General features: G+C 61.9%; 11 protein-coding genes and 1 other RNA gene. 7 read left to right on the forward strand and 5 right to left on the reverse strand.

All coding sequences use genetic code 11. The annotated features are described in order from the left end of the window. Positions 1 to 27: 27 nt before the first annotated feature. Complete coding sequence (locus tag ACFPWW_RS04310; protein WP_377310642.1) at positions 28 to 648, reverse strand: class I SAM-dependent methyltransferase; 621 nt, start codon at positions 646 to 648, stop codon at positions 28 to 30. Between the two features lie 47 nt (positions 649 to 695). Continuing rightward, positions 696 to 1940, reverse strand: a complete 1245-nt coding sequence (locus tag ACFPWW_RS04315) for a DUF3419 family protein (protein WP_112564729.1) — start codon at positions 1938 to 1940, stop codon at positions 696 to 698. A 197-nt stretch (positions 1941 to 2137) separates the two neighbouring features. Here ACFPWW_RS04315 and ACFPWW_RS04320 point away from each other — a divergent pair, with 197 nt between their 5' ends. Then, on the forward strand, positions 2138 to 3529 hold the full coding sequence (locus ACFPWW_RS04320; RefSeq protein WP_377310597.1) for a serine hydrolase domain-containing protein: 1392 nt from the start codon (positions 2138 to 2140) through the stop codon (positions 3527 to 3529). 23 nt (positions 3530 to 3552) lie between these two features. On the opposite strand, the gene ACFPWW_RS04325 is transcribed toward ACFPWW_RS04320, so the two are convergent. From ACFPWW_RS04325 to ACFPWW_RS04335, 3 genes are all read right to left on the reverse strand, one after another. Continuing rightward, entirely contained in the window at positions 3553 to 4521 is a 969-nt protein-coding gene (locus ACFPWW_RS04325) for a transglycosylase SLT domain-containing protein (protein WP_112564733.1), read from the reverse strand. Between the two features lie 161 nt (positions 4522 to 4682). After that, positions 4683 to 5318, reverse strand: coding sequence for a LysE family translocator (locus tag ACFPWW_RS04330; RefSeq protein WP_377310599.1), 636 nt, complete (start codon positions 5316 to 5318; stop codon positions 4683 to 4685). A 57-nt stretch (positions 5319 to 5375) separates the two neighbouring features. Beyond that, on the reverse strand, positions 5376 to 6587 hold the full coding sequence (locus ACFPWW_RS04335; RefSeq protein ID WP_377310601.1) for a pyrophosphate--fructose-6-phosphate 1-phosphotransferase: 1212 nt from the start codon (positions 6585 to 6587) through the stop codon (positions 5376 to 5378). Between the two features lie 465 nt (positions 6588 to 7052). On the opposite strand from ACFPWW_RS04335, the gene ACFPWW_RS04340 reads away from it, so the two are divergent. The 6 genes from ACFPWW_RS04340 to mraZ all read left to right on the forward strand — a co-directional run bounded on the left by ACFPWW_RS04340 (position 7053) and on the right by mraZ (position 11999). Continuing rightward, positions 7053 to 7760, forward strand: coding sequence for a TerB family tellurite resistance protein (locus ACFPWW_RS04340; RefSeq protein ID WP_112564739.1), 708 nt, complete (start codon positions 7053 to 7055; stop codon positions 7758 to 7760). Further along, a complete protein-coding gene (locus ACFPWW_RS04345) occupies positions 7757 to 8518 on the forward strand; it encodes an N-acetylmuramoyl-L-alanine amidase (RefSeq protein WP_112703170.1) in 762 nt (253 codons plus the stop codon). Before ACFPWW_RS04340 ends, ACFPWW_RS04345 begins: the two co-directional genes overlap by 4 nt. A 263-nt stretch (positions 8519 to 8781) precedes the next feature. Further along, on the forward strand, positions 8782 to 9423 hold the full coding sequence (locus ACFPWW_RS04350; RefSeq protein ID WP_377310604.1) for a lytic transglycosylase domain-containing protein: 642 nt from the start codon (positions 8782 to 8784) through the stop codon (positions 9421 to 9423). 82 nt (positions 9424 to 9505) lie between these two features. Continuing rightward, the gene (locus ACFPWW_RS04355; RefSeq protein ID WP_377310606.1) at positions 9506 to 10681 is read left to right on the forward strand and encodes an FAD-dependent oxidoreductase; all 1176 of its coding nucleotides are present in this window, start codon (positions 9506 to 9508) and stop codon (positions 10679 to 10681) included. Positions 10682 to 10737: 56 nt separating this feature from the next. Further along, positions 10738 to 11132: RNase P RNA component class A (gene rnpB / locus ACFPWW_RS04360), an RNA gene on the forward strand. Between the two features lie 429 nt (positions 11133 to 11561). Then, positions 11562 to 11999, forward strand: coding sequence for a division/cell wall cluster transcriptional repressor MraZ (gene mraZ, locus ACFPWW_RS04365; RefSeq protein ID WP_377310608.1), 438 nt, complete (start codon positions 11562 to 11564; stop codon positions 11997 to 11999). Positions 12000 to 12002 lie beyond the last annotated feature (3 nt).

Below are 12002 nucleotides of genomic sequence, written 5' to 3' on the forward strand. Positions count from 1 at the left end.
GTAAAAAATTGGTTATTTACAAGCGAATTATGAGCGCTTGCTGATAATCGCCGCACGCCAGGCGTAACCGCCGCCGATCGTCTCGAACGACAGGCGTGCGCCGTTTTCGGCCGCTTGCGCTTCCAGAACCTGGCGCAGGTTGGCGCGCGGCGTGACATGGAACTTGGCGAGCCAGGCCTGCAGAAGCTTGCGAAACCAGGCCGGCAGGCCTTCCTGCTGACCGAAATCGACGATGTGGAGCTGCCCGCCGGGATTGAGCGCCGCGATCGAGGCGTCCACCGCGCGTTCCCAATCCGGGATCATCGAGAGCGCGTAGGATATCAGGATACGGTCGAAACCGCTGGCACCGAATTCGCGCGGCGTATAGGCGGTCGCATCCGCCACACGGAAATCCGGGATGGTCGCCTTGGTGGCGAAGGTCTTGCGCGCCGAGATCAGCATTTCCTGGGAAATGTCGAGACCGTAGAGCCTGGCCGTCGGGAAGTGCCTGTGGGCGAGCGCCATGTTGCGGCCGGTGCCGCAGCCGACTTCGAGCAGCGTGCCGCCTTCGGGAACGTCGAGGTTACGGATCGTGCGGTCGCGGCCGAGAAGGTAATATTTGCGGGTGAGATCGTAGAAATGGCGCTGGTAGCGGTACATGCCGTCCATCAGATCGGCATGTTCCTCGCTCTTGACGGTCAGTTCGCTCGCTTCGCTCACGCCTTCTTCCCGTAGATATGGAAGCCGCCGTAGATTGCCGAGCGGTCCTGGGTGGTCATCTCACGCGACTGTTCTTCGAAATAGTGCCACTGCTCGCGGATTTCAGGGGCGAGGCGGCCTTCGATGATGCTCTTTTCGGCGGCCGTGCGGAAGATCACGCGCGCGCCTTCGCGGGCGGTGCGGGTGATCTCGCGCCAGACATCGTTGAGCTGCTGGTCGGTCATCCAGTCCTGCGCGTCGAGCAGGATATAACGGTCGCGCGATGCGGCGGGCTCGCCGGCCAGCAGTTCGGTGAAGCTTGCATGGTGGACGTTGACGCGATCGACATTGGCGCGGATCACGTCATAGTGCTCCGGCTTCAGGTAGGTCGGCAGCGGGCCTTCGTCGCCGTCTGCATAGCGGCGCGCGAAAGCCTGCCAGGCGAAATAGTTGTCGCGCATCGGGAAATGGCAGGCGAGCTTTTCCAGGCGATGCTTGAGAACCGGCGCGATGGAATTGTCGGCGGCAAGGCTGGCGAGCTCGTCATATTGCTGCGGCGGGATGCCGAGGCCGAAAAGCGAGCTCTTGCGGTTGGTGATCCAGCGCACGACCGGCTTTTCGAAGAGGGGAGCGATCTGATCGTCGAAGAACTGGCGCTGCTCGCGGATGGAGCGGGCCTTGGTCATTTCCTGCAGCTTCACGCCATGCAGGCGGGCCAGCAGATGGGCGGCGCCGATGAAGCGGCCGAGCAGGCCGGTTTCATAGATGTTGCGGTCGAAGACGGTGACGCGACGGCGGCCGAACTTGCGGGTGTTCCAGTAGGCGCGGGTCGTATTGTCGAGATTGGGCGACAGATAGCGGTCGAAAACCCGGCTGTTCGACTTCTCGTTCGGCATGGCCAGGAAGCGCACGAGATCGGCATGGCTCGGCAGGTTCCTGAAGGCGGCAAGCTTCAGCCTGTTCAGCGCGATATGGTGCGGATTGAGATCGACCACGTCGATCGAAGCCGGCGCCTTGGAGAGGTAGGCGAGCATGTTGCAGCCGCCGGAACCGATCGTGACGATGCGGTGATTGGGCTTCAGCTCCATCGCCTGCATGTCGAGATCGGGGTCCTCCCAGATCTGCGGGTAGACAAGGCCGGAGAAGAGAAGGCCGAAGAGACGCTCGGAGAAGCCGTCCTTGGAAAAAGCCTTGTGGCGGAGAAGCGCTGCCTTGAGTTTCCGGTTCTTGCGGAAGCCGGTATCCGGTGCAAATTCCGACATGAGTCTGTCACCTTTTTAGCGTTCAGGGCGTGTAACCCGGCTCTGCTACAGTTTGATGACGAGCCCTGTGGGCCAGGGCCCGCATCGATATCAGCGCGGAGTTCCGCGAAATTTGAAGTCGATTGAAGCACTTCTTTTCGCTTCGCTCTTTTCGCGGGCCGGGTTTCCTGCTTCTCTCCGCACTCGTGGAGGATTGCATGCGAGTTGTTCTGCGTATCGTCAGGGGCCTTGCCCTGCTTGTCGTTCTCATCGTCATCGGCGGGGGCGCGTGGCTTGCCGTCAGCCCGCCGGAGCTTTTGAAGGTGGGCAACGGTTATGCCGCCAAGATCGTCTGCTCCACCGTCTTCATTGCCGGCCGCGATCCCGACGCCGTGCTCTATGACGACGTGCAGGCGCCGGGAAACCCGCTGCTCAGGCTGATGCGCGTCGAGGTCGACCGGGACAGCGGGCGGGTGACATCGCGGTTCATGGGCATGTTTGCGCCGAGCTATGCGCTCTATCGCGGCGCGCTCGGCTGCACGAGCGTGCCGGACGGCGACTTCGATGCCGCCGCCCGTGCCGCGCCGCTGGTGCCGGCACCGCAGACGGGCGAAAACGATGCGGTCTGGCCGGAGGGCGAGCGCGTCGACGCCGCGGACGGCAATGCCGGGGTCGCTGCCCTTCTTTCCGATCCCGAACTTGCCGGGCCTGCCATGCGGGCGATGGTTGTCGTGCACGACGGCCGCATCATTGCCGAGCGCTACGGGCCGGGCTTTTCCGCCGGCACGCCGCTGATCGGCTGGTCGATGACGAAGACGGTGAATGCCGCGCTGATCGGCCGGCTGATGCTGTCGGGCAAGATCTCCTTCGACGATACGCATCTTTTGCCGCAATGGGCCAAGGATGCGCGCGGCGATATCAAGCTCTCCGATCTGCTGGGCATGGAAAGCGGGCTTGCCTTCAACGAGGATTATGGCGCCGTCGCCGATGTGACGCGCATGCTCTATCTCGATCCCGACATGGTTTCCCTGCCGGCCGGCTCGCCTCTGCTGGCGGCTCCCGGCACGGATTTCCACTATTCCAGCGGCACGGCCGTGCTTCTGTCGCGTATCTGGATGAACAAGGTCGGCGATCCGCAAGCCGCCTTCGACTATCCGCGCGACGCGCTGTTTTCTCCGCTCGGCATGACGAGCGCCGTTTTCGAGGCCGACGAACGCGGCACCTTCGCCGGCAGTTCCTATCTCTATGCCACGGGACATGACTGGGCGCGTTTCGGCCAGTTCCTGCTGCAGGACGGCGTGTGGAACGGCCAGAGGCTTCTGCCGGAGGGCTTCGTTGCGATGATGCGCACGCCGACGGCAAGTTCTAACGGCAAATATACCCAGGGCCAGGCCTGGCTTGCGGGGCCGGGCGGCGGGACGAGCGCCGAATTCGGCCTGCCGCAGGATACGTTCTGGCTGCAGGGCCATGACGGCCAGACGGTGGCGATCGTTCCGTCGGCCAATCTCGTCTTCGTGCGCATGGGACTGACGCCGAGCTGGCTGCGCTACAGGCCGCAGATCGTGCTGAAGGAAATTCTCAACGCGCTTCAATCGGCCAAAGCCGGCTGAAGCCTGTCACTGACGATATTGTATCAGTAATTGCCCTGGGCGATGTCGGTCATGCCCTTGCGCTTGGCGTCGTAATAATAACCGCGCGCATAAAGACGAACGGCGTCGTCTTCCTTCTTGTCGGCCACCTGCCAGGCGCCCTGCAGGTACTTGCCCGCATATTTGATATTGGTCTCGGCGTCGAAGAGGCCGGCAGGGTTGCCGTCGTAACCCATCGATTTTGCGGTATTGTACTTGATCTGCATGAGACCGAAGTAGCCGCGCTTGTTGTAGGCCTTGGAATTGTAGCGGCTCTCGCGGTGAACGACGCGGTGGAGCAGCGATTCCGGAATCTCGTAAAGCTTGGAATATTTGGTGATGAGCTTGCTGATGATGCTCTTTTCGACGGTCGGCGCATCGTCGCTGTCGTCATCGCTGAACATCGGCGGAGCGGCCGGCGGGTCGATCGGGCCGGATTCGTCGAAGCCGTAGTCCATGGTGAAGCGCGGCGTGGTATCGACGGCGGCGAGGGCCGCGAGCGCGCCGTTCTGCGGCGTCGTGGCCGCGAAGGCAAGCTGCGTCGACGGGCTGGCGGGAGAAGCCGGGCGCGGCGTCGGGATGACGGACTGGATCGCCGTCATTTCCGGTGTGAGCGGAATGGGCGCGTAGCCGTTGGCGGCAACCTGCTGGACAGCGCCCTGCACGGCGAAATCGCCGGCCTGCTGCTGGACCGGGGAGACGACATTCGGCATGGCGGCTGCGGCAAGCACGGGCGCGCCGGCCATTGCCTGCGGATCGAGGGTGGCGACGGCCGGGCCGTTTGCGCCTTCGGCGGTCGGGATGGCGGCAAGCGTCGCATCCTCGCCCGGTTTCGGCATCGGAATGACGGTCTGTTCGGCGGTCAGCTCGGCCTGAGAGGTGTATTCGACGCTCGCGCATCCGGAAATGACGCCGCAGAGCATGGTGGAGACCACGAGGCTGCGTTTCAGGCCGGAAAATCCGATCGCTACCATTCTCTCACTTTCGTGAACCGCGCCGCCCCGGCAGCGTCTTAAAACTTATCAAATACCTTAAGCCCAAGGACAGGCATTAACCTATTCGTGGCTTTCCGGCAACCGCCGAATATTACTGGAGCCTTTCCCGGCAGAATGCTGCAATCTGACCGGGAAAGGCCCTAAGCTGCAATACGGCGATACCCGGCCGTTACGGCGCCGGCTGCGATGAGCAGAGTGCCGCCGGTACGGTTGACGGCGCGCTGCACGTTGGCCTTGCGAATCAGGCCGCGGGCCGCATGGGCGGCGAGCGCGTAGCAGGAGGCGTTGATGGTGGCGAGCACGAGGAATGTCGCTTCCATGACCAGCATCTGATTGAAGAAGGGGAGGGTCGGGTTGAGGAACTGCGGCACGAAGGCCACGAAGAAGACGATGCTCTTGGGGTTCAGCGCCGTCACCACATAGGCGTGCAGGAAGATCCGCAACGACTTTTCTTCCGGCAGGTTGTCGTTGTCGGCAATGTGTTCGCCGACGATCGGCGCCCGCCAGAGCTTGATTCCCAGCCAGATCAGATAGGCGCCGCCGATCCATTTCAACACGGTGAACAGCGTCGCGGATGCGGCAAGCAGGGCGCCCAGTCCGAAAAGCGACGCCGTCATGGCGGTGAAATCGCCAAGCGCCACGCCCGAAACGGTCGCCAGCGCCGTTTTCCGGCCATGACCAAGCGCATAGGAAACGACCAGCAGAATGGTCGGTCCCGGTATGGCGAGCATGATGGCGGATGCGGCCGCAAAGGCGAACCAGGCTTCAAGCGACATGGAATCTCCTCCTATTCCTGGAGAACAAGCAAAGACACCATATTAGCCATCCGTCAATCATGCCGCCCTGTATTTTTGCCCGACCTGGTTCATTACTTCGCCAAACCATGCGGTCGAAAGATCAAACGGCTTGCCGCCCTTGATGCGGGGAAATTCTATTGTGCGCAACTTGCCGTTCTGCCCTTCGTCATGGCCGGTTACACCCGAAACCCTGTTGAGAGCGCTTTCGACGGCGAGGTCGACCATGCTCTGGATCAGGCGCAGATCTTCGCGGTTTGCCGGCGCGGAGCGGGCGAAATAACCGGATTTCTGGACCAGCGAACGCTCGGCGTCTAGCAGGCTTGCAAACTGTTTCTGGAACCAGGCGCCGACATTGATCGTATCGATCTTCACATGGCCGAAGGCGTCACGCTTGACCGTCTCGCCGGCGGCTTCGCGCTCAGTGACGATGGCGTCGAGGCAGGCGCCTTCCGATACGAAGATCGTGGCATGGCCGGTGCGGTCCATGATCTCCTTCAGGCGCGCGGCCTCGGCATCGAGGTCGAAGGCCATTTCCGGCAGGTAGACGGCGTCGATGCCTTTCATGCGCGCATTCATCATCAGGCCGTCGACATATTCGTTGCCCTTGGTGCGCTGGAGATAGGCGCGGGCCGTGGCTGCCGTCAGCCAGCCGCAGTGGCGGCCCATGACCTCGTGAATGACGAGCGTGCGCGGGGCGGCGGTCTGTTCGTTGCTGACATTGTCGAAGAAGTGGGCGCCGACTTCGGCAGCCGTCCAGGCGCCGAGCGACTGGCGGATGGGCACGACGTCGTTGTCGACGGTTTTCGGCAGGCCGACGACGGTGAGGTCATAACCGTTTGCCGCGAGATAGGCCGCCAGATCCGCGGCGGTCGTATTCGTGTCGTCGCCGCCGATCGTGTGCAGGACGGTGACGCCGTCATTGGCGAGGCGTTCTGCCGCGACCCGCAGCGGATTTTCGCCTTCCTTGACGAGGCCGCGCTTCACGCAGTCGGCGGCATTGGTGAGCTTGACCCGGCTGTTGCCGATCGGCGAGCCGCCATAACGGTGAAGCAGCGGCGCCTTTTCGCGCATCTGGCTGCTGATGGTGATGCTGTCGCCGAGCAGCACGCCCTGATAGCCGGACTTGTAGGCGATGAGGTCGATGTCGGGTGCGACGTCGCTATAGCGTTCGATGAGGCCGCCGACGGCGGATGAGAGGCAGGGTGCGAGGCCTCCGGCGGTCAGCATTGCGACTTTCTGTTTGGCCATAATCCCTCCTTTGGCGCCTGATGCGCGACTGCCTGCCGCTTGAAGCGGTCGCGATCCGTCCGATCCGCACTGGCGCGCTCCAAGCCGTCCTTTTCCATACGCGTTCCGGCAAGACCGCTGCCGGTTCTGCGTGACCTGCTTCAGGTAACGCATGGATGCGGCAGAGAAACTGGCCTGTAAAGTAAAGAATTTACGAAAAACGCGCCTTTCTGCAGGGGCGGCGCCGGAAGCGGCGATATAATCGGTTCAATGCCCGTCCACCTATCCATAAGTGTTGTGGAAATCGCCGGCCGTTGTGCCGATAATGCAGAAAACGGGGACACAGCGGACGGTCGCGGCACCGGCGACAATTACCGAATTGTGAAAACTGTTTTCGGGCCTACGACCAATAGCCGCCTTGCAATGGCAACGATTATTTGGTCAAGGTGTTTCTTCCAAAACTTGCTGCATTGCGAGAAGATGACGATGTCTTTCTGGGAAAAACTGGTGAATGCCATTGGCAATACCGCGGGCAATGCGCTCTCAGCGGTCGTCGAGGCTATTCGCACGGTTTTCGAGGGCGACCCGGAGACGCGCCGCAAGGTCGCTTTCTCGGTTGCCGTCATCGCGCTCTCGGCCAAGATGGCGAAAGCCGACGGTATCGTCAGCGAGAAGGAAGTGCAGGCCTTCCGCGATATTTTCGAGTTTCCTCCGAGCGAGGCGAAGAATGTCGCGCGCCTCTATAATCTCGCCCGCCAGGACGTTGCCGGTTACGAGGCCTATGCGGCGAAGCTGTCCACGCTCTGCTCGACCTGCGCTGCCAATTGCCCGGTTCTGGAGGACGTGCTCGATGGCCTGTTCCATATCGCCAAGGCGGATGGGCTGATCCACGAGAACGAAATGAATTTCCTGCGCCATATCGCCGAAATCTTCCAGATGAGCGATGCCCGCTTCGAGCAGATCGCGGCGCGCCACGTCTCGGACGGGCGCGACCCCTACAAGGTGCTCGGGGTTTCGCCGGCAGACGATTTCCCGACGATCCGCCGCCACTACCACGTTCTCGTCAGCGAACATCATCCGGACCGGCTGATTTCGCGCGGCGTGCCGGAAGAATTCCATGCGATCGCCAATGAACGCATGGCGGCGCTGAACGACGCCTATGCGGCGATCGAAAAGGAACGCCGCGCCGCATGACCTCATTCGAGGCCGATTACAGGAAAGCCCGCGTCCAGCCTTCGCCGAACCACGGCGAACGTGCCGATGGCCGCAAGCCGGATATGATCCTGCTGCACTATACCGGCATGCCGAGCCCGGAAGGGGCGCTCGACTGGCTCTGTCGCGACGAAAGCCAGGTCTCCAGCCATTATTTCGTGCATATGGACGGCGAGGTCGTGCAGCTGGTGCCGGAAAGCCGGCGTGCATGGCATGCGGGAAAGAGCTTCTGGCAGGGCGAGACCGACATCAACTCGATGTCGATCGGCATCGAAATCGCCAATGCCGGCCATCCGGGCGGGCTCCCGGACTACCCGAAAGAGCAGATCGCGGCGGTGATCGAATTATGTCGCGATTGCGGCGAACGCTGGTCAATCGCGCCGGAAAGGGTGCTCGGCCACTCCGATGTCGCCCCGGTGCGCAAGGTCGATCCGGGCGAAAAATTCCCCTGGCGGGAGCTGTATCGGGCCGGCGTCGGCCATTGGGTGGAGCCGGCCGCCATTACCGGCGGGCGCTTCTTCCAGCGGGGCGACCGCGGGCAGCCGATCGAAGCGCTGCAGTCCATGCTGTCGCTTTATGGCTACGGAACTGAAATTTCGGGTGAATTCACCGACAAGACGGCCGGAGACGTGGAAGCGTTCCAGCGGCATTTCCGCCCGGAACGGGTGGATGGTATCGCCGATTTCTCGACGATCGACACGCTGCACCGCCTGCTGTCGGCGCTGCCGCGATATTCCTGATTTCCGACGGCCGGGCGGGCGGCGGGTTTTCGGCGTTCAGCCGGGAAAATCGGGCTGCCACATCATTTCCCTATTATCTCCTCATTGCGATGGTCTAAGAATTTCCGCTAAGCGGCGCCGATGGTTGTTCCCAAGCTAAATCGAAGGCGTCATGTGAAACGATAAGAATTGCCGCGGATCCTGATCATTTCTTGATCTTGTATTCCCCGTGACCGCGTGGCGCGCCGTCCGGAAATTCTTTGGGTCGGAGTGTTCAAGACTACATGAGAAAACTGATTGTTGTTGCTGCAGCATGCGTTGGCATGGTGCTGGCGGGAAATAGCTTTGCCTTTGCGAATGACTGGGGCGTAAGAGCCGATGCGCCCGCCAAGAAAGTGGAGCGCCCGCTGAAGAAGGCGGAGCGAAAGGTGAAGAAGACAGGGCGCCCGCTGAAGACGGCGCAGCGCCCGGTGAAGGCGGCCCAGCGTCCGCTCAAGACAGCGCAGCGCCCGCTGAAGACGGTTGAGCGCCAGAGCGGTTATCCCGTCGCCGATGTTTCCGGCAATTCCTATTCCGCGCTGATCAGCAAATATGCCAGGCAGTACAACGTGCCGGTGGATCTTGCGAATGCGGTCATCCGTGTCGAGAGCAACTACAATCCCAACGCACGCGGCAGCCATGGCGAAATCGGCCTGATGCAGATCAAGCCGGCCACGGCCCGCATGATGGGCTATACCGGCAGCGCCAAGGGCCTGTTCGATCCGGAAACCAACATCAAGTACGGCATGAAGTATCTTGCGGCCGCCCACGATCTCGGCGGCGGCGAGACCTGCAATACGATCCTGAAATACAATGCCGGCCATGGCGCGACGCGCATGAACCCGGTCTCCAAGTCCTATTGCGGCAAGGTTCTTGCAATGCTGTGAGCAGGAAACGCTGTTTCTCCGGGCGGAGCCGGATGATTCAGCGTGATCGCCATGCTATCGCTCGCTTTCAGCGAGGTGTGACATGGCAGTCGATTTCAGGTTCATCGTCATCGGCCGCGGCATGATGGGTGCCGCGGCCGCAAAATATCTGGCAAGACAGGCAGATGGCGTCGCCGTCATCGGCCCGGACGAGCCCGAGGATCGCAAGGCGCATGAGGGCGTCTTTGCCAGCCATTACGACGAAGGGCGCATCACCCGCACCATCGATCCGGATGGCGGCTGGGCCTTGCTCGCCAATCGCTCGATCGCCCGCTACGGCGATATCGCCAGGGAAAGCGGCGTCGAATTCTATACGCAGGCGGGCTGCGTGGGCGTGGCGCCGGTGGAGAGCGACTATCTCGGCAATACGCAACGGGCTGCTTGCCGGCTCGGCGCCGAAATCGCCCTGCTCGACGAGGCTCGGCTGAAGAAGCAATTTCCCTATTTCGCCTTTCCCGCCGGCAGCGCCGGCATTTTCGAGGCGAAGGGAGCCGGGCATATCAGCCCGCGCAAGCTCGTAAGGGCGCAGTCGCTGCTGGCCGAAAAGGCGGGCGCGACCGTCATTCGCGATCATGTCACGTCGATCCGGGAAGAGGGCGGGGCGGCCGTCGTCACGACGGCGGGCGGGAGCGTCTATCGCGCCGAAAAGGCCCTGCTTGCCGCCGGCGGTTTTTCCATTTCGCAGAATCTCTTGCCGCAATCCGTTGACATGACGGTTTACGGACGCACCGTGGCCCTTTTCGAAGTGGCGGAAGAGGATGCGCATCGCTTTGCCGGCATGCCGTCGCTGATCCTCCATGCGCCCGGTATCGACATCTACCTGCTGCCGCCGATCCGTTATCCCGACGGCAAGCTCTATCTGAAGATCGGCGGCGATCCCGACGACCTCGTGCTGGACAACGATGCACAGATGCGCGCCTGGTTCCGCACCGAGGGACGTGCGCCGGCCCGCGAGCATCTGACCCGGATCGTCGGCCGGATCGTGCCGGAGCTTGAGGCGCGGTCGGTTTCCTCCGCGTCCTGCGTCGTCTCCTATACGAAGAGCCGTTATCCGATGATCGGCTATACCGCTTCACCGCATGTTGCGGTCCTGACCGGCTGCATGGGCACCTCGGCCAAGAGTTCCGACGAAATCGGCAGGCTGGGGGCTGCGCTCATTTTGACAGGCGGAATCAAGGATCAGGGCTACGCCACGGATTTCGCACCTTATTTCCGTTAAGCTTCCGGCCCATATTTCGTTGGCTTTTGCGGGCTTCCTCGTTTAAGGGAGCCCTGCCAGTTGGCCGGGCAGCCGCGCTTTACCAATGCCGAAAGGCGGTAGGGTGAGGAAAGTCCGGGCTCCACGGAAACACGGTGCCGGATAACGTCCGGCGAGGGCGACCTCAGGGAAAGTGCCACAGAAAGCAAACCGCCCGTCATGACGGGTAAGGGTGAAAGGGTGGGGTAAGAGCCCACCGCATCTCCGGCAACGGATATGGCACGGTAAACCCCACCGGGAGCAAAACCGAATAGGGATGACGCGGCGGGCGAAAGCCTTGCCGGCCGGTTTCCAGGCCAGTCATCCGGGTGGGTTGCGTGAGGCAGCGTGCAAGCGTTGTCCCAGATGAATGGCTGCCACGTTCCGGTTCGCCGGAGCCATACAGAACCCGGCTTACAGGCCAACTGGCGATTGACTTCCCGGGCGTCCGCATTGCGGCCGAACACGATTTTTCCCTTTCAAGCCATTGAAATGACGAGAATTGCAGCAATGTCGCATGGATCCCGTGCGGCCCGATTTCCGGCATTGTCCGACAGCTTTCGATGGCGTGAGAGAATCGCTTTCCTAACCCTTTGTTAAACTTAACAGCCTATAAATGTTCGATACTGCGCCCACCTCAAAATGGGCTCATCCCATTGACGCCCATACGGTCCCATGCTATCCCAAGTGCGCACTGCATCAGGGCAATCATCTGCCCATCAATCGCAAAGCAAAGGCGCCTTCCGGACCGGAAGCGTCGGGAGGGTTTTGGCTCTTTCGGCTTGCGTAGCTGTGCCTGATTTTGAGGGTTTCGGGCGGCGAACGGCTTTCCGGGCTCTTTCGGAAACGGATGTTTCGTGTCATGAGCCGCTTCCTTTCGAATGCGACCAACAGGATCGACGCCAAGGGCCGGGTTTCCGTGCCGGCGGCGTTCCGTTCCGTGCTGGCGCAGCGCAATATCCCGGAACTGTACTGTTTCCAGGATTTTGTGTTTCCGGCGATCAGCATCGGCGGCCCGGACCTTCTGGAAAGGTTCGAGCGGCAGATCGCTGCGGAAGATCCGTTTTCGCCGGATGCGAACGAGATGTCGCTTCTCATCCATGGGGGCGGGGTCTTCATGAAGCTCGACGCCGAGGGTCGGTTGATGGTCACGGATTTCATTCGCGACTTCACCGGCATTACGGACGAGGTGGCCTTCGTGGGTCGGGCGGATCACTTTCAGCTCTGGCGGCCGCAGGCATTTGCGGCAGCGCAGGCGCAGGCACGAGAGGAGCGCAGGCTGGCGGGCAGGCGTTCCTGAGAG

This window comes from Rhizobium sp. GCM10022189, assembly GCF_042656325.1.
Classification (GTDB): Bacteria; Pseudomonadota; Alphaproteobacteria; order Rhizobiales; family Rhizobiaceae; genus Rhizobium.

Coding starts and splice junctions, on each gene's coding strand:
- ACFPWW_RS04340 (WP_112564739.1), top strand. CDS start 7,053: ATGTCTTTCTGGGAAAAACTGGTGAATGCCATTGGCAATACCGCGGGC.
- mraZ (WP_377310608.1), top strand. CDS start 11,562: ATGAGCCGCTTCCTTTCGAATGCGACCAACAGGATCGACGCCAAGGGC.
- ACFPWW_RS04350 (WP_377310604.1), top strand. CDS start 8,782: ATGAGAAAACTGATTGTTGTTGCTGCAGCATGCGTTGGCATGGTGCTG.
- ACFPWW_RS04310 (WP_377310642.1), bottom strand. CDS start 648: ATGGACGGCATGTACCGCTACCAGCGCCATTTCTACGATCTCACCCGC.
- ACFPWW_RS04335 (WP_377310601.1), bottom strand. CDS start 6,587: ATGGCCAAACAGAAAGTCGCAATGCTGACCGCCGGAGGCCTCGCACCC.
- ACFPWW_RS04315 (WP_112564729.1), bottom strand. CDS start 1,940: ATGTCGGAATTTGCACCGGATACCGGCTTCCGCAAGAACCGGAAACTC.
- ACFPWW_RS04355 (WP_377310606.1), top strand. CDS start 9,506: ATGGCAGTCGATTTCAGGTTCATCGTCATCGGCCGCGGCATGATGGGT.
- ACFPWW_RS04345 (WP_112703170.1), top strand. CDS start 7,757: ATGACCTCATTCGAGGCCGATTACAGGAAAGCCCGCGTCCAGCCTTCG.
- ACFPWW_RS04320 (WP_377310597.1), top strand. CDS start 2,138: ATGCGAGTTGTTCTGCGTATCGTCAGGGGCCTTGCCCTGCTTGTCGTT.
- ACFPWW_RS04330 (WP_377310599.1), bottom strand. CDS start 5,318: ATGTCGCTTGAAGCCTGGTTCGCCTTTGCGGCCGCATCCGCCATCATG.
- ACFPWW_RS04325 (WP_112564733.1), bottom strand. CDS start 4,521: ATGGTAGCGATCGGATTTTCCGGCCTGAAACGCAGCCTCGTGGTCTCC.